This is a genomic window from Ruegeria sp. BE1, from assembly GCF_056538885.1.
In genome coordinates this window covers 25,401-41,079 of the sequence record NZ_JBQFTY010000006.1, presented here as the reverse complement: position 1 = coordinate 41,079, position 15,679 = coordinate 25,401, and the positions used below count along the sequence as shown (strand labels likewise).

Sequence of the window (15,679 nt, the reverse complement as noted above, 5' to 3'; positions counted from 1 at the left end):
CTATTCGATGGCGCGCAGAACCCGTGCCGGTCGCGCCGCCAGAGGGCGCAGCGCAAAGGCAAGGCCCGCAGCCAATGTGACAAGGATACCTGCCGCAACGATAACGAGGGCCGAGTTCCAGATGACCGAGAAGCTGGTGTCGAAAATATAGGTGGCGACGGCCCACCCGCCCAGAATACCTGCAAACAGGGCCACGCCTCCGGCAGCGGCGCCCAGCAGGATTGAACGCAAGGCAAAGCTGACCAGGATACGTTTGCGATCAGCACCCAGCGTTTTCAGGATTGCGGATTCGTAGCGGCGGGCGCTTTCACCCGCAGCGGCGGCTCCGATCAGAACCAGAAAGCCAGTCAGCAGGGAAATCCCTGCCCCGTAAGAGGTTGCCGCGGCCAGTCCGGCCAACAGGCCCGAGACGCGATCTATCGCGTCGCGCACGCGGATTGCAGTGATATTGGGATATTGCCCAGCCAGATCGCGCAGGATGGCGGCCTCGGCCTGTTCCTCGGCATAGACGGTGGCGATGAAACTGTGAGGGGCACCGGCCAGGGCTGATGGGTTCATCGACATGATAAATCCGATGCCTGCGGTCGAGAAATCGACCTCGCGGAAGGATGTGATTTCGGCGGTGATGTCGCGGCCCAGAATGTTCACGGTCAAAACGTCGCCAAGGCTCAGGCCCATTTCCTGAGCCTCTTCAGCGGCAAAGCTGATTTGCGGAGGACCGGCATAGTCTTCGGCCCACCACGTTCCATCCATGACGCGTGCGTTCTGAGGTGGATTGGCCGAGTATGTCACCCCTCGATCCCCGTCCAGAACCCAATGATCCCCGGCAATGTCGCGGGCAGGTTGCCCGTTAATCTGCGTGATGATCCCACGCAGCATCGGGGCGCTTTCGATGCGGCTGACGGCGGGGTCCGAGTCTAGCCGTTCACTAAAACCGGGCATCTGGTCTTTCTGGATATCGACAAAGAAATACGAGGGCGCCACGTCAGGCAGATTGCCTGAGATGGCATTGCGCAACGTACCGTCGATCTGGCCCACGGCGGCAAGAACCGAAAGGCCCAGCCCAAGTGACAGGACGACTGACGCGGCACCTTCGCGCGGGTCGGAAATGGCGGACAGGGCCAATCGCAGGGCGGGGCGGCCTCGGGCCGGGGTGGTGCTGACACGGGCCAGTTTGCGAATTGCGAAGGCGGCGAGTGTCAAAAGCATCAGTGCGCCGACCAACCCGGCAGCGGTCCAGAGGGTCAGGCGCATCGATCCGCTGAACCAGGCGGCTGAGGCGATCAACAGGACCAGGCCGAGGCCGGTGGCCACTACGTAATTTGCGCGCGGGACGGCCCGGGCCGAGGACAGCGCGTCGCGAAACAGAGTGGCGGCGCGGACCTCTTCGGTTCGGGCCAGAGGCCAGAGGGTAAAGAGGAAAGCGGTCAGTGCGCCGTATAGTGCGGCCTCGGCCAAGGGGCGGGGATAGAGGGTAAAGACGGCCGGAACAGGAAGGCGCGCTTCGATCAGCGGGGCCAGCAGCAAGGGCAGGATAGCGCCAAGGGCAAGCCCCAGCAGGATACCGATTCCCGACAAAATCCCGATCTGGATCATGTAAGTCTGGAAAATCGTCGCGCGGTCTGCGCCCAGCGTGCGCAGGATGGCTATGGTCTCGGTCTTTTGGGCCAGATAGGCGCGGACGGCGGCGGATACACCTATGCCCCCGACAGCCAGACCGGACAGGCCGACCAGCACCAGAAAAGCGCTGAGCCGGGCAACGAACTCGGTAATTCCGGGCGCGCCGTTTCGGGCGTCGGTCCAGCGCATTCCGGTGCCTTTGAAGCTGTCTCGTGCGGTGGTGGAGAGCGAGGCCAGATCGGCCTCAGGGGGCAGGTCCAGCCGGTACTTTGTGGAAAACAGCGTGCCGGGGGCCAGAAGACCCGATTGCCGCAAATCTTCGGTTCTAACCAATGTGCGGGGACCCAGACCAAAGCCATCAGCAGCCCCGTCGGGTTCATGGATCAGGGCAGCGGTCAGGATAAACTCTTGCGTTCCGAGCGCGAACCGATCCCCGACGGACAGGCCCAGACGGTCGATCAGAACCGGGTCCATCACCGCCCCCGGTAAACCCTGATGGCCATCCAGTGCAACGGGCAGAGGTTGCTCGGGCTCAAGCTTTGGGGTGCCCAGCAACGGATAGGCCGCATCGACGGCTTTCACCTGCGTCAGCGCGCGCTGGGTGTCGTCGCCTTGCCGCACTACGGCCATTGATCGGAAATCGACCACCTCGGACAGGTGCGTCGCGGTTTGTTGCATCCAGTCCCACTCGTCCTCGGTGGCAAAGCGGTAGGTGAATTCCAGTTGCGCGTCGCCGCCCAGCAAGGCTGCCCCTTCCTGCGTCAACCCGGTCTGGATCGCGGACCGGACCGAGCCGATGGCCGCAATGGCTGCGACCCCTAGGGTAAGGCAGGCCAAAAACACGCGAAACCCGCGCAGGCCGCCCCGTAATTCGCGGCGGGCCAGGCGCCCGGCAAGGCGCAGGCTCATTCGGCGGCCTCGTGTCGGGTGTCCTCTGCTATTGTGCCATCTCGCAACCTGACCACCCGGTCGCATCTGCGGGCAAGACTGTGGCTGTGCGTGACCAGAACCAGCGTTGCGCCGTGCCTGTCGCGCAGATTGAACAACAGATCGACAATGGCCGCGCCAGTGGTTTCATCCAGATTGCCCGTCGGCTCATCCGCCAGCAGGATTTGCGGGCGCGGGGCCGAAGCGCGGGCCAGGGCCACCCGCTGCTGTTCGCCCCCCGACAATTGCGCCGGGTAGTGGTCGCGGCGATGCGACAGGCCCACGGCGTCCAGCTCGGCCTGTGCACGGGTGAACGCATCTTTGTGCCCGGCCAGTTCCAGCGGCGTGGCCACGTTTTCAAGCGCGGTCATGGTGGGGATCAGGTGGAAATTCTGAAACACCACCCCCATTGCATCGCGGCGGAACCGGGCGAGTGCGTCCTCGCCCATCGCGGTCAGGTCATGATCAAGCGCGGTGATCTGCCCAGAGGTTGCCTGTTCCAGCCCGCCCATCAGCATCAGCAATGAGGATTTGCCGGACCCCGATGGCCCCACCAGACCCAGCGTTTCACCTTTTGCCACTGAAAGTGAGATATCCTGCAGGATATTCACCCGCCCGGCATTGCCATCCAGCGACAAAGCGGCATTTTTAAGCGAAAGAACGGGTGGTGTCATGCGGATTTCCAAATGGCAGCGGTCAATGTGGATATGGAGCGGTTCAGATGGTGCGCAAGGTTTTGATGTCGATGCTGTTTGCGTGCTGCGGCTTTGTGGCCACAGCCGAACAGGTGGTGATTGCTGCCCTAGGGGATTCGCTGACCCAAGGCTATGGGCTGCCGGAACAGGACGGGTTTGTCCCTCAGCTGGATCGGTGGTTGCAGGCGCAGGGTGCGGATGTGCGTCTGATCAATGCAGGCGTGTCCGGGGACACGACGGCAGGGGGTGCTGCCCGCGTAGACTGGACCCTGACCCCGGAGGTGGATGGGATGATCGTGGCGCTGGGCGGGAACGACCTGCTGCGCGGCATTGATCCGGCCGTCTCGCGCGAGAATCTTGAGGCGATTGTGCAGGCGGCGGAGGCGGCGGATGTCGATCTGCTGTTGATCGGGATGCAGGCGCCGGGGAATTACGGTGCCGAGTACAAACAGGCGTTCGATGCGATCTACCCGGAGCTGGCGCAAACCTATGGCGCGGGGTATGCGCCCAGCTTTTTCACCGGGCTGACTGCAGACGGCGACCCCGACGCTGCCCGCCGCTTTATGCAATCGGACGGCATCCATCCCAATGCCCAAGGTGTTGCCCTGATTGTGGAAAACCTCGGGCCTTATGTTCTGGAGCTTGTGAACGCCGCCCGCCCGTGATCAGACGACAGTAACGACGGTTCCGATCGGCACACGCTCATACAGGTCGATCACATGGGCGTTTATCATGCGGATACACCCGTTCGAGGCCGCGTGACCTATGGTCTGCGGTTGCGTGGTGCCGTGAATGCGGAAATAAGTGTCGACACCGTTCTGGAACAGATACAGCGCCCGCGCGCCCAGCGGGTTGTCGCTGCCGCCGGGCTGGACATAGTCATTGTCCTTGAACCGGGCATAGGTTTTGGGTTCACGCTCGATCATCTCGTCCGTGGGGCGCCATGTTGGCCACTCTTTCTTGACGTCGATGGTGGCAGTGCCTGTGAATTCCAGCCCTGCCTTGCCGACGCCGCAGCCATAGCGGATCGCCTTGCGCGGTTCGGTCACGAAATACAGATAGAAAGACCGTGGCGCGACCAGCAACTGACCGGGCTGAAATTCCTTTTTGATGCGCACGAATTGAGGGGTCGGATCATATTCGACCGCTTTCTTGGCGCTGACTATGCCGGGCAACAGGCATACGGCTGTCCCGGCCACAAAAGCGCGGCGAGTAAACATATTGCGTCCCTTCCAAAGACCAATGAACTTTTGACTATAGTTTCGAAATGATAGCCGATTTGGTCAATCGTCGGGATTACATAACTAAAACGTGATGTATTTCCTGGGTCACACTGGCCAGCGTGCCGTGCGACTGTTTGGGGTAGGGTGAGGGGCGGCCCCTCACCCTGATTGGTACTTAGGCCAGCGCGATATTGTCGGCGCTTTCGCGACCGTCACGACCGGCACGCAGCTCGTATGTGACTTTCTGGTTGTCGGCCAGACCGGTCAGGCCCGAGCGCTCGACAGCTGAGATGTGGACGAAGATGTCCTTGCCGCCATCTTCGGGTGCGATAAAGCCGTAGCCTTTGGTGGTGTTGAACCATTTTACGGTGCCTGCGGGCATATCCGTTGTCTCCTGTTTGGTGCTGCCCACGGAGTTGCGGCAGCCTGGCGTCGTTGTCCGGATCGATAGACTGAGCGCCGTAGAAGGAGACAGTGGGTCGAAATAGAAAAACGTTAGCCCTCTGGATATGGCATTGGGGTGTAGATGTGGCAAGGGTGGAGTTGCAGGCTTTCCCGGGGAAACCGATCTGTTTTCGACCCATCCGCAGGTTGGCCGGGACTGCGAGCCTTTCTGTGCTGGCTTAGGACAGTCCCAACTTTTTCAGGAAATAGGAAAATGGCTTGGACCTTTTTCCCATGGGGTAGGGGGCTTCGGTGCTGTCTGAAAGCCCAAACAGGTCACCATTTTCGTATTCTTGAATTGTTGGTTTGTACGTAACCCAATTGGAATCCCAGGTTTGATTGGGTGCAGCCTTTGTAGGCAGCTTTCGACAAATCGCTGCGATCTTTACTTCTTTGACCTTCTGCGTTTTCGGATCAACCAGCTTTGCGTCTTTGGAACATGCCTTCCACGTACCAACGATGATGTTCAGCCGCGCGGGCCAGACGACAATCGTTCCATCTTTTGCGAAATACTCAATGCGGTTCCCGGTGTCGCGTGTATAGGTGCGAATCGTTTTGCCTGAAACAAACTTTTCAACCGCAGCGGGTTTCATTGCTATATCTGCATTGCTGGCGGATTGAGCATGTGATGCACCCGCGCAAAGCGTAAGTGCCGCAGAAAGTGTAAGAATTGCCTTCATTTCTTGCCTGTAAATTTTTGGAGTAAGCCGTCCAAGGTCACATATCTTTTAGACAACCTAAAGGGAACTTTATTGTTCTTAGAAAGCGAAAAAATATCTCCTTCACGTGTCGAATGAGCCGCAGATCTGGCAGAGTTATAGTCTTCACACTCAAATTGACCACCTCGTTGCTTGGTGACCGGATTCCGAGAGCTTGATGGATACTTATAGCAAATCTCTACATCGCTGGTTCTTGCGCATTTAAGAAAACCATCGCTACCCACATCACATCTCTCAGAGTGTTGAACCTTCCACTCACCTACGACTGTTTTTCGGTTCCCGGGGTACCAAAGAAACAACGCCCCATCCGGAGAGTAGTATTCAATCTGGTTTCCGTGTGCGTCATCGTGAAAGTGAACCGTTTGCCCGGAAATCTGAGCGGCGGCCTGTGAGACTGGATCGGCAAACGTAGCGCCACCTGTGCAAATAACAATCAGAGACGCCAGTGCAGTGTTTTTCATTCAATCAAGACTCCTGTTTCATATGTTTTCAACACGGCATTGCTGGTCGGGTCGTCACCAAAACGCGTTAACCACCAGAACCAAATGAGATTTTGGCAATTTATTCACCGCGCGAACTTCTTATGCTTCGACCGTTTGGGGTTTCAGCGCATCCGGTCGAAGGCAGTGCATTTTGCCCTCTTCATATCCGCTGCACACTTTTTCGAGCTGCCCACGGGGATAAGGTAGATTGGTGTCATAGTTTGGATCGATAGACTGAGCGCCGATGAAGGAGACGGCGGGTCGAGTTAGAAAAACGTGTGCCCTTTTGATGCGGCACCCACCTGATATCGAGGTAAGGTCGTTTTTCGGACATATGTCTGACTTTACAGGGCGTTCGGATCATTTTTTGCCGTTCAGGGCGTTACTGCGCATCAAGCGGCGCAACCCCCAAAGGGTGAAAGTGTGTCTCCAGGAAGACTGAAAACAGTCTGGCAATTTGGCAATAACTTCGTCGATGGGATCATATGCCTTATCCGCGGCATGCCGCAGAGCGTCGGGAATATCCTTGGCCGTCCGTTCTTTTCGCGGGGGCAATTCAAACGGAAGCCGTGTGAACTGTGCGATTTCGTCCTGATGGTCCCACAGCGCCTCATAGCGGACGCAAAGAACGGGTATCCGAGTGAACCTGGACCATTCCCAGATCTGTCGCGCCTGTTGCAGAACGTCCCCTTCAAAGAGGTCTTCATACGTGCCAGTGGCATGCAGGTTATGAAAGTGCTGGGTAATCCAGTCATCGCCATACCGTTCTTTTGCCGAATACACGGAAAGGGCGGATTCTTTTGCAGAGCCAAAGCAGAAAACGACTCGGGTGTCTTTCGGCCACGTTCTAAGGGTGTCTGGAAAATCATGTGTCTTGTAGACGGCGGGCGTATTGAACGACGCGTCCGAAATACGGGAAATGAAATCGGCAGAACCCGCGGCTTTGGGGTGAGTTTCCCTCAGAGCCTTTGCCAGTGCGAGAAAGGTGATGGTGCTGCCCGAGCGCCCGTTACTGGCGACAAAGACGCAGACAGGGCGGTTGCGCCATGCCTCGCGTTCTGCCAGCCAGCCTGCGTATCTTTCTTCCAACTCGCCACGCCAGCGAACAAACTTGCGCTTGAGCTTTCTTCTCACCGCGCAAACTTCTTATGCTTGAGGCGTTTGGGCTCCAGCGCATCCGGGCCGAGACGACGTTTCTTGTCTTCTTCGTAATCCTCGAAGTTGCCCTCGAACCACTCCACATGGGCATCGCCCTCGAACGCCAGAATATGCGTACAAATCCGGTCGAGGAAGAAGCGGTCGTGGCTGATGACCACGGCGCAGCCAGCGAAATCGACCAGCGCGTCTTCCAGCGCGCGCAGGGTTTCGACGTCCAGATCGTTGGTCGGCTCATCCAGCAGCAGGACGTTGCCGCCCTCTTTCAGCAGGCGGGCCATGTGGACGCGGTTGCGCTCACCGCCTGACAGCAGCGAGACCTTTTTCTGCTGGTCGCCGCCCTTGAAGTTGAAGGAAGAGCAATAGGCGCGGGAATTGACCTGCGCGTCGCCCAGCTGGATGATCTCGGCGCCGCCGGTGATCGCCTCCCACACGGTGTCGTTGTCTTTCAGGTCGTCGCGGGACTGGTCGACATATGACAGTTCAACCGTATCGCCCAGTGTGATGGTGCCGCTGTCGGGTTGTTCCTGACCGGTGAGCATCTTGAACAGCGTCGATTTACCGGCGCCGTTGGGGCCGATGACGCCGACGATGCCGCCGGGGGGCAGGGCGAAATCCAGACCTTCGATCAGTTGCTTGTCGCCCATGTGTTTCGACAGGCCCTCGACCTCGATCACCTTGCCGCCGAGGCGCTGGCCGTTGGGGATGACGATCTGGGCGCGGGTCAGCTTTTCGCGTTCGGACTGTTCGGCCAGCTCGTTATAGGCGTTGATTCGGGCCTTGGATTTGGCCTGACGGGCCTTTTGACCCTGACGCATCCATTCCAGTTCGCGCTGCAGGGTCTTCTGCTTGGACTTGTCCTCGCGTGCTTCCTGTTCCAGCCGTTTGGCCTTTTGTTCCAGCCATGCGGAATAGTTGCCCTCGTAAGGAATGCCGCGGCCGCGGTCGAGTTCGAGGATCCAGCCGGTGATGTCATCCAGGAAATAGCGGTCGTGGGTGACGATCAGGATGGTGCCCTTGTAGTCGATCAGGTGCTGTTGCAGCCAGGCGATGGTTTCGGCGTCCAGGTGGTTGGTCGGTTCGTCGAGCAGCAGCATGTCCGGCGCTTCGAGCAGCAGCTTGCAGAGCGCGACGCGGCGTTTCTCACCGCCTGAGAGGTTGGCGATGTTGGCATCGTCCGGCGGGCAGCGCAGGGCCTCCATGCTGACGTCGATCTGGCTGTCGAGATCCCAGAGGTTTTCCGCGTCGATTGCGTCCTGCAGGGTGGTCATCTCTTCCATCAACTCGTCCGAGTAATTCTCGGCGATCTCCATGGCGATCTCGTTGAACCGATCAACCTTGGCCTTCTTCCCGGCCACGCCCAGCATGACGTTCTCGCGCACCGACAGCGATTCATCCAGCTGCGGTTCCTGCGGCAGATAGCCGACCTTGGCGCCCTCAGCCGCCCATGCCTCACCCGTGAAATCAGTGTCGAGGCCCGCCATGATCTTCATCAACGTCGATTTACCCGCGCCGTTGACGCCGACAACACCGATTTTCACGCCGGGCAGAAAGCTCAGGTGGATGTTTTCAAAGCACTTCTTGCCACCGGGATAGGTCTTTGAGACACCCTGCATGTGGTAGACATATTGATAGGCGGCCATGTCGCGTCCTCTGGGTCGGGGAAATTGGGTTGAAACGCTTGATATCCAAGCACGGCGGGCGGGGCAAGCTAGTGGTTTCGTGATTTTTGGCCGGTCATTGGCCGGGTTATAATCGGCACCGGTTGAGAGGCGTATGAAATGTCAGAACTTGCAGAATTGATTGCTGGATGGTCGAAACCCGGTCGTGTGGAACGGATTGGCCTGCGTTCAGCCCGGCGCGAAGATATTGTTGCTGTGAATGACGCTATAATCTCTCCTGACGGCCTCGAAGGTGATCGCAGCCGTAAGGGCAAGCGGGCGGTGACGCTGATCCAGCAGGAACACTTGGCGGCGATTGGGTCTTATCTCGGGCAGGGACCTGTTGCGCCTGAAGTCTTGCGGCGCAACTTGGTCGTGTCGGGAATCAATCTGGCGGCGCTCAAAGGACGCGAGGTGCAGGTGGGCGAGGCCATTTTGCGGTTTACCGTGATTTGCGCGCCGTGCAGCCGAATGGAGGAGGCGTTTGGCACGGGTGGCTATTCTGCCGTGCGCGGTCATGGCGGGTGGTGTGCCGAAGTGGTGCGACCGGGGCGGGTGCGCATCGGTGACCCCGTGCAACCCGTTGATTGACAAGCGACCGTAGTTCTGAGCAACAGCAAGGGATGGAGCGCTTCGCCATACCATATGCACGGCCCGGGCAGGTCATCGGGCTGTTCGGGGGGTCTTTTGACCCGCCGCATCGCGGGCATGTGCATGTCACGCGCGAGGCCACGAAGGCGTTCGGGCTGGACCGGGTGTGGTGGCTGGTTTCTCCGGGCAATCCATTGAAAGAACGCGGGCCGGCGCCTTTGCAGCAACGGGTCGCAGCCGCTCGGGACGTGATGCAACACCCGCGTGTTGAGGTTACGGGGCTTGAGGCGCTGACCGGGACGCGGGCGACGGCGGACACATTGGCGGCGTTGCAAGAGCTCTATCCGCAGGTGAAGTTTGTCTGGCTGATGGGGGCGGACAATCTGGCGCAGTTTCACCGTTGGAAAAACTGGCGGTGGATTATAGAGAACGTGCCCGTGGGCGTTGTGGCGCGACCGGGGGACCGGATCTCGGCGCGTATGTCGCCTGCGGCGCGTTTATACGCGCGCTACAGGATCGATGGTCAGGCACGGCATTTGCTGGGGCGGGCGCAGGCCCCGGCGTGGTGTTTTGTCAATGTGCCGATGGTCGATGTCAGTTCAACTCAACTTCGCAATCGCGGCATCTGGACCAACGGAGTGTTGCCGGAATAGCCCCCTTGCGCGCATACTCGGGATCAAAGGTTGTGTGCCTGTGATCTGTGAGATTTTATTTGATCCATGATTGATCGTTTTTCTCGTCGCGCTTTTCTGGTTGGGTTGGGGGCCTCGGTGATTTCCGGTTCGGCCCTGGCCGATGCGCCGGTTCAGTCCCTGCGGCCCCAGTTGCGCGGGGATGTGCCCAGCGGGGCAGAGCGGCTGATACAGTCGGCGCGGCTGCGCGGCGAGGTCGCCTTTGCCGTGGCCGATGTGGAAACAGGGGTACAGCTGGAAGAATTCGGCGGTGATCAGGGCCTGCCCCCTGCAAGTGTCGCCAAGGCGCTGACCGCGCTTTACGCGTTGGACGTTCTGGGCGCTGATTACCGGTTTGAAACCACGCTGATGGCGGACGGGCCAATTGAGAACGGTGTTTTGAAGGGGGATTTGATCCTTGTGGGGGGTGGTGATCCTCTGCTGGACACCGATGATCTGGCCACAATGGCAGCCAACCTGCGCGAGGCCGGGATCACCGAGGTGCGCGGGGCGTTCAAGGTTTACGACGGCGCGCTGCCCTATGTCTTTAGCATCGATCCCGGGCAGCCGGATCACTTGGGATACAGCCCGGCGATCAGCGGCATTTCACTGAACTTCAACCGGGTCCATTTTGAATGGAAGCGCGCAGGGTCCGATTACTCGGTCACGATGGATGCGCGCACGGCCCGTTACACGCCCGCCGTGGATATGGCATCAATGCGTGTCGAAAAGCGGAACCTGCCCATCTATACCTATCAACCCAGCGCCCGGCAGGATCTCTGGACCGTCGCAAGGGGTGCGTTGGGCAATGGTGGGGCGCGTTGGTTGCCGGTGCGCAAGCCCGCGCTGTATGCGGGCGACGTTTTCCGCACTCTGGCCCGGTCGAACGGGATTGTTCTGGGGCGGGTCCAGATTACAAGCGCGACTCCGAAGGGAACCGTACTGGTCGTACATCAGAGCGATCCGCTTGAGAGTATCTTGCGCGGCATGCTGAAATTTTCGACCAATATCACGGCGGAAATGGTTGGCATGACCGCTTCGCGGGCGCGCGGGTCCGATATCCAAAGCCTCGCTGAGTCAGCGGCGGAAATGAACCGTTGGGCTGCTGAAACCTTTGGCGTGGACGGCATCAAAATGGTGGATCATTCCGGTCTGGGGGATGCGTCGCGCGTGGCACCCACAGACCTGGTGACGGTGCTGGTTGAGACCCGAAAAGATGGTGCATTGCGGGCTTTGCTTAAGAAATTCAACCTGCTGGACAGTCAGGGGCGACCCGTTCGGGATCATCCCATCCGGGTCGAAGCTAAGACCGGAACATTGAACTTTGTATCAGGTCTGGGTGGGTTCATGACCGCGCCCGACGGGTCAGAACTGGCCTTTGCGATCTTTACTGCAGATGTTGCGCATCGCGCGACTATCCCGCGTGCGCTGCGCGAACGCCCGGACGGCGCGCGCAGTTGGAACAACCGGTCCCGCAAACTCCAGCGCGCGTTGATCGAGCGTTGGGGGTCATTGTCAGGCAGTTAAGCTCAGGTGGTGTGACGGGCGCGGGCGCCACGTTCGATCGCGGCGGCGTGCAGTCGGTCGATATTCAGCTCATACCGGATTTCGCCCAGCAGGCGCAGTTCGCTTTCCGCCAGCGATCCGTCCGCCGCAGCCACGTCACAGGCCAACGCATAGGCGGTTTCGTTCAGACGCTCGGGCAGGTTGTCGCGGATCAGGCCGAACAGGGCATCCAGGCCGTCCTCTTGTTCAAACAGGTCGAACACGATCTGCGAGACTCGGCGGGTCCGGTCGGCATCATATTCGGCAAAGACCGGCAGCATGTTGACCGCGCCTTCGATCTTAACCAACTCAGCCGTGCGGATGGTTTCATCCGACGCAGAGATTGCAACCATGATCGCAACAAGGCAATCCTGAGGGGACATCGGGTGGGGTACTTGTTCGGTCATGGGGTCGTCCTGAATGGTCTTTTCTGCGCTCGCACGATAGGAGGGCTGGCGCGCAGGTTCAACGGAATTTGCCGGATTGGATCACAGAATGGGCAGCGGACCGCGTGTTTTGGTCTGACGCAGAACGAAATTGCTGCGGGTATCGCGCACCAGCCCTGACTTCAGCAGCCGCTGCATGATGAAATGCTCAAGGTCTTCGGGCGTCTTGGCATAGACCTTGAGGATAAAGTCATGGTCCCCGGTGATTGAGGCGCATTCAACGATCTGAGGTTCGGTTTCGATCAGTCGCAGGAAAGATGTGATGCTGTCCTCTTGATGGTCACGCAGGGCGACATGGACATAGGCTATGGCGTTCAGCCCCACGGATTTGGCCCGCACCTGCGCGGTGTAGCCCGAAACGATACCGGATGCCTCAAGATCCCGAACGCGCCGCCAACATTGCGAAGAGGACAGGCCGGTGCGATCAGCCAGCTCTTGCATCGACAGGCGTCCATCCAATTGCAGTTGTTGCAGGATGGAGATGTCGGCAGTTTGAAGCGTTTGTTTCACAAAAGATGTTCCATCGATATGCATTTGCCAATTTAGCTTGAAATGCCAGGCAATCCAAACAAATATATCAGATCGCGCGGCTATACTACTCTTCAAGAGGAGTATGTGATGCCAAAATCGACCAAGTATGCCGCCAAGGTTGCGGATGCGCGCGGCCACATTGCCTATACGGCTGAAGAAGATGCCGTCTGGGCCGATCTTTATGCCGCGCAAGAAAACAACATTCACCGATATATGGCGCGTGACTATCTTGAGGGGTTGCAACGTCTGGACTTGCCAAAAAACCGCGTTCCGTCCTGCGCAGTCATCTCGGAACGCCTTTTGGACATGACCGGCTGGCGGGTTCAGCCCGTGCCTGCGCTGATTGGCTTCAAAACCTTCTTTGGAATGCTGGCTGACCGCGTGTTTCCCGCCGCGTCCTTCATCCGCTCGCGCGAGGATTTCGACTATATCGAAGAGCCGGACATCTTTCACGAAATCTTCGGCCACACGCCTTTGCTGAGCGATCCGCGCTTTGCGGCCTTCAGCCATGCCATCGGCAAGGCGGGGGTACAGGCGGACGATAAGGATTATGCATGGCTGATCCGGCTATATTGGTTCTCGATCGAGTTTGGCCTGCGCCGACAGGACGGGCAGATCAAGGCGCTGGGCTCGGGGCTTGCGTCCTCACCGACCGAGTTGATTTATGCGGTTGAGAGCGAGGTGCCCGACCGTGATCCGTTTGATGTGATGACCATCCTGCGGACCCCGTACCGGATCGACATGCACCAGATGGGCTATTTCGTGCTAAACTCGCCCGAGGAACTGTTTGCCGCCGCCGAACGCGATTTGCTGGCGGATGTGCGTCAGGCGCAGTCACTGGGTTTGCTGCCCAACAAGTTCCCACCAAAAGCAACCGCAGCGGAGTAAACGGAAAATGACCACATCAGGACAAACCTGCAGCCTGTCGGATCGAACCTGTGTGCCTTGTTCCGGCGGCATCCCCGCGCTGACGCGGGATGAGGCAAACACCCACATGGGGGAATTGTCATCCAACTGGACGCTGGACGCAGATGCCAAAGAGCTGCACCGCCACTACACGTTCAAGGGGTTCGCCAAGGCCACATATCTGGCCAATCTCTGCGCATGGTTGGCCGATCAAGAGGGGCATCACCCGGATATCAGCTTTGGTTGGGGCTATGTGGATGTCAGGCTGACCACCCATGAAATCGGCGGGCTGAGCGAGAATGACTTTATCTGGGCCGCCAAACTGGACCGATTGACCGCGTAATTCGGCCCTATCATCAGGAAAAACCCCAAGGTTTATTGACTCATGCTGCAGCGGCACAATAGGAGGGGCCGGTCGGTTGCATGGGGCGACCGACATTGTTTTTCCGGATGGAGCAAATCTGATGTCTGAACTGCGTGAAACCGCGATTGCGTCTAAGGCCTGGCCTTTTGAAGAGGCGCGCCGGGTGCTCAAACGCTATCAGAAGGGTGCTCCGGAAAAGGGATATGTGCTGTTTCAGACGGGCTATGGCCCCTCGGGTCTGCCGCATATCGGCACCTTTGGTGAAGTCGCGCGGACATCTATGGTGCGCCACGCGTTCGAGCAGATCAGCGACATTCCCACCAAACTGATCTGTTTTTCAGATGACATGGACGGGTTCCGCAAGGTGCCGACCAACGTACCCATGCAGGACGAGTTGAAAGAAGACCTGCATCTGCCGCTGACCAAAGTGCGCGACCCGTTTGGCACACATGAAGGCTTTGCACAGCATAACAACGCGATGCTGTGCGACTTTCTGGACAGTTTCGGGTTCGAGTATGAATTCGCCTCGGCCACCGATTACTACACCAGCGGCAAGTTCGATGAGACGCTGCTGATCGCGCTGGAGCGGTTCGACAAGATTCAGGAAATCATGCTGCCGACCCTCGGGCCCGAGCGGCGTGAGACCTATTCATGCTTCCTGCCGATCAGCCCGAAAACCGGCCATGTGCTGCAGGTGCCGACGCTGGAACGCAATGTGGCCAAAGGCACCATTGTCTACCAAGAGCCCGATGGCGAAAAGGTCGAAATCCCGGTCACTGGCGGCAACGTCAAGATGCAGTGGAAGCCCGACTGGGCCATGCGCTGGGCCGCGCTGGGCGTGGATTATGAGATGTCGGGCAAGGACCTGATCGACTCGGTCACGCAGTCGTCGAAAATCTGTCGGGCGCTGGGCAAACAGCCGCCCGAAGCATTGAGCTATGAGCTGTTCAATGATGAACAGGGGCAGAAGATCTCGAAGTCCAAGGGCAACGGCTTGTCGATGGAAGAGTGGCTGACCTATGCCGCGCCTGAAAGCCTGTCGTATTTCATGTATCAAAAGCCCAAGACGGCCAAGCGACTGTATTTCGACGTGATCCCGAAAGCGGTGGATGAATATCACCAGCAGCTGCGCGCCTATCCGGGGCAAGAGCTGAAAGCACAGCTGAACAACCCGGTCTGGCATATCCATGGCGGTGAGGTTCCTGAATCCACGCTGATGGTACCGTTTGCGATGCTCTTGAACCTCGCGTCCGTTTCAGGGGCCGAGGATAAAGAGGCGCTGTGGGGCTTTATCCGTCGCTATGCGCCGGAGGCCACGGCGGAAACGCATCCCGATATGGATCAGGCGGCCGGATTTGCCGTGCGTTACTTCAACGACTTCGTCAAGCCAACCCGTCAGCACCGCGCGCCCACTGATCAGGAGCGCGAAGCACTGGAGGCGTTGCAAGCCGCGCTGACAGCCTATGATGGTCCCATCGAAGATGAGGCACTGCAATCGGTGGTCTATTCCATCGGGCGCGAGCGGTTTGATCCGATGCGCGGCTGGTTCACGGCACTTTACGAAGTGCTGCTGGGGGCCTCGCAAGGGCCGCGCTTTGGTGGCTTCATCGCACTTTATGGCGTGCCCGAAACGATTGCGCTGATTGACAAGGCCCTCGCCGGAGAGCTGGTCTGATTTGACCTGATCCCGCGTGGGGCT

At 58.9% G+C, this 15,679-nt stretch carries 17 protein-coding genes; 7 read left to right on the top strand and 10 right to left on the bottom strand.

Features of this window, described 5'->3' with window-relative positions; translation table 11 throughout:
- Positions 1–2,529 carry an ABC transporter permease gene (locus tag ACR0J5_RS16595; RefSeq protein ID WP_480655322.1) on the bottom strand — a complete coding sequence of 843 codons (2,529 nt, stop codon included), beginning with the start codon at positions 2,527–2,529 and terminating at the stop codon, positions 1–3.
- Complete coding sequence (locus tag ACR0J5_RS16590) at positions 2,526–3,221, bottom strand: ABC transporter ATP-binding protein (protein ID WP_480655320.1); 696 nt, start codon at positions 3,219–3,221, stop codon at positions 2,526–2,528. Before ACR0J5_RS16590 ends, ACR0J5_RS16595 begins: the two co-directional genes overlap by 4 nt.
- 47 nt (positions 3,222–3,268) lie before the next feature.
- Here ACR0J5_RS16590 and ACR0J5_RS16585 point away from each other — a divergent pair, with 47 nt between their 5' ends.
- Positions 3,269–3,907 (top strand): arylesterase, encoded by a 639-nt coding sequence (locus ACR0J5_RS16585; RefSeq protein ID WP_480655318.1) that lies wholly within the window; start codon positions 3,269–3,271, stop codon positions 3,905–3,907.
- On the opposite strand, the gene ACR0J5_RS16580 is transcribed toward ACR0J5_RS16585, so the two are convergent.
- The 6 genes from ACR0J5_RS16580 to ettA all read right to left on the bottom strand — a co-directional run bounded on the left by ACR0J5_RS16580 (position 3,908) and on the right by ettA (position 8,908).
- On the bottom strand, positions 3,908–4,462 hold the full coding sequence (locus tag ACR0J5_RS16580) for a L,D-transpeptidase (protein WP_480655316.1): 555 nt from the start codon (positions 4,460–4,462) through the stop codon (positions 3,908–3,910).
- Between the two features lie 178 nt (positions 4,463–4,640).
- Positions 4,641–4,847, bottom strand: a complete 207-nt coding sequence (locus ACR0J5_RS16575) for a cold-shock protein (RefSeq protein WP_480655314.1) — start codon at positions 4,845–4,847, stop codon at positions 4,641–4,643.
- A 241-nt stretch (positions 4,848–5,088) separates the two neighbouring features.
- Positions 5,089–5,589, bottom strand: coding sequence for a hypothetical protein (locus ACR0J5_RS16570; RefSeq protein ID WP_480655312.1), 501 nt, complete (start codon positions 5,587–5,589; stop codon positions 5,089–5,091).
- Entirely contained in the window at positions 5,586–6,089 is a 504-nt protein-coding gene (locus ACR0J5_RS16565) for a hypothetical protein (RefSeq protein WP_480655310.1), read from the bottom strand. The genes ACR0J5_RS16570 and ACR0J5_RS16565 overlap by 4 nt, the downstream gene beginning before the upstream one ends.
- Positions 6,090–6,470: 381 nt before the next feature.
- Positions 6,471–7,244, bottom strand: coding sequence for a hypothetical protein (locus ACR0J5_RS16560; protein ID WP_480655308.1), 774 nt, complete (start codon positions 7,242–7,244; stop codon positions 6,471–6,473).
- Positions 7,241–8,908, bottom strand: a complete 1,668-nt coding sequence (gene ettA, locus ACR0J5_RS16555) for an energy-dependent translational throttle protein EttA (RefSeq protein WP_480655306.1) — start codon at positions 8,906–8,908, stop codon at positions 7,241–7,243. The genes ACR0J5_RS16560 and ettA overlap by 4 nt, the downstream gene beginning before the upstream one ends.
- Positions 8,909–9,046: 138 nt before the next feature.
- Here ettA and ACR0J5_RS16550 point away from each other — a divergent pair, with 138 nt between their 5' ends.
- From ACR0J5_RS16550 to dacB, 3 genes are all read left to right on the top strand, one after another.
- Positions 9,047–9,517: an MOSC domain-containing protein gene (locus tag ACR0J5_RS16550; RefSeq protein ID WP_480655304.1), complete on the top strand. Its 471-nt coding sequence runs from the start codon at positions 9,047–9,049 to the stop codon at positions 9,515–9,517.
- A 32-nt stretch (positions 9,518–9,549) separates the two neighbouring features.
- Positions 9,550–10,170, top strand: coding sequence for a nicotinate-nucleotide adenylyltransferase (locus ACR0J5_RS16545; RefSeq protein ID WP_480655302.1), 621 nt, complete (start codon positions 9,550–9,552; stop codon positions 10,168–10,170).
- A 66-nt stretch (positions 10,171–10,236) separates the two neighbouring features.
- Positions 10,237–11,715 (top strand): D-alanyl-D-alanine carboxypeptidase/D-alanyl-D-alanine endopeptidase, encoded by a 1,479-nt coding sequence (gene dacB, locus ACR0J5_RS16540; protein ID WP_480655301.1) that lies wholly within the window; start codon positions 10,237–10,239, stop codon positions 11,713–11,715.
- Between the two features lie 2 nt (positions 11,716–11,717).
- Here dacB and ACR0J5_RS16535 read toward each other — a convergent pair whose 3' ends face one another.
- Both ACR0J5_RS16535 and ACR0J5_RS16530 read right to left on the bottom strand, forming a co-directional pair.
- Entirely contained in the window at positions 11,718–12,140 is a 423-nt protein-coding gene (locus tag ACR0J5_RS16535) for a tellurite resistance TerB family protein (protein ID WP_480655299.1), read from the bottom strand.
- 81 nt (positions 12,141–12,221) lie between these two features.
- On the bottom strand, positions 12,222–12,689 hold the full coding sequence (locus tag ACR0J5_RS16530; protein WP_480655297.1) for an Lrp/AsnC family transcriptional regulator: 468 nt from the start codon (positions 12,687–12,689) through the stop codon (positions 12,222–12,224).
- Positions 12,690–12,797: 108 nt separating this feature from the next.
- Between ACR0J5_RS16530 and phhA the strand changes: the two genes are divergently transcribed.
- The 3 genes from phhA (at position 12,798) to ACR0J5_RS16515 (ending at position 15,655) form a co-directional block, all read left to right on the top strand.
- Positions 12,798–13,598: a phenylalanine 4-monooxygenase gene (gene phhA, locus ACR0J5_RS16525; RefSeq protein WP_480655295.1), complete on the top strand. Its 801-nt coding sequence runs from the start codon at positions 12,798–12,800 to the stop codon at positions 13,596–13,598.
- 7 nt (positions 13,599–13,605) lie between these two features.
- The gene (locus tag ACR0J5_RS16520; protein ID WP_480655294.1) at positions 13,606–13,959 is read left to right on the top strand and encodes a 4a-hydroxytetrahydrobiopterin dehydratase; all 354 of its coding nucleotides are present in this window, start codon (positions 13,606–13,608) and stop codon (positions 13,957–13,959) included.
- A gap of 121 nt (positions 13,960–14,080) precedes the next feature.
- Positions 14,081–15,655, top strand: a complete 1,575-nt coding sequence (locus tag ACR0J5_RS16515; protein WP_480655292.1) for a lysine--tRNA ligase — start codon at positions 14,081–14,083, stop codon at positions 15,653–15,655.
- The last annotated feature ends 24 nt before the right edge of the window (positions 15,656–15,679 follow it).

Coding starts and splice junctions, on each gene's coding strand:
- ettA (WP_480655306.1), bottom strand. CDS start 8,908: ATGGCCGCCTATCAATATGTCTACCACATGCAGGGTGTCTCAAAGACC.
- ACR0J5_RS16580 (WP_480655316.1), bottom strand. CDS start 4,462: ATGTTTACTCGCCGCGCTTTTGTGGCCGGGACAGCCGTATGCCTGTTG.
- ACR0J5_RS16590 (WP_480655320.1), bottom strand. CDS start 3,221: ATGACACCACCCGTTCTTTCGCTTAAAAATGCCGCTTTGTCGCTGGAT.
- ACR0J5_RS16535 (WP_480655299.1), bottom strand. CDS start 12,140: ATGACCGAACAAGTACCCCACCCGATGTCCCCTCAGGATTGCCTTGTT.
- ACR0J5_RS16595 (WP_480655322.1), bottom strand. CDS start 2,529: ATGAGCCTGCGCCTTGCCGGGCGCCTGGCCCGCCGCGAATTACGGGGC.
- dacB (WP_480655301.1), top strand. CDS start 10,237: ATGATTGATCGTTTTTCTCGTCGCGCTTTTCTGGTTGGGTTGGGGGCC.
- ACR0J5_RS16515 (WP_480655292.1), top strand. CDS start 14,081: ATGTCTGAACTGCGTGAAACCGCGATTGCGTCTAAGGCCTGGCCTTTT.
- ACR0J5_RS16565 (WP_480655310.1), bottom strand. CDS start 6,089: ATGAAAAACACTGCACTGGCGTCTCTGATTGTTATTTGCACAGGTGGC.
- ACR0J5_RS16550 (WP_480655304.1), top strand. CDS start 9,047: ATGTCAGAACTTGCAGAATTGATTGCTGGATGGTCGAAACCCGGTCGT.
- ACR0J5_RS16520 (WP_480655294.1), top strand. CDS start 13,606: ATGACCACATCAGGACAAACCTGCAGCCTGTCGGATCGAACCTGTGTG.
- ACR0J5_RS16575 (WP_480655314.1), bottom strand. CDS start 4,847: ATGCCCGCAGGCACCGTAAAATGGTTCAACACCACCAAAGGCTACGGC.
- ACR0J5_RS16585 (WP_480655318.1), top strand. CDS start 3,269: ATGGTGCGCAAGGTTTTGATGTCGATGCTGTTTGCGTGCTGCGGCTTT.
- ACR0J5_RS16570 (WP_480655312.1), bottom strand. CDS start 5,589: ATGAAGGCAATTCTTACACTTTCTGCGGCACTTACGCTTTGCGCGGGT.
- ACR0J5_RS16545 (WP_480655302.1), top strand. CDS start 9,550: ATGGAGCGCTTCGCCATACCATATGCACGGCCCGGGCAGGTCATCGGG.
- phhA (WP_480655295.1), top strand. CDS start 12,798: ATGCCAAAATCGACCAAGTATGCCGCCAAGGTTGCGGATGCGCGCGGC.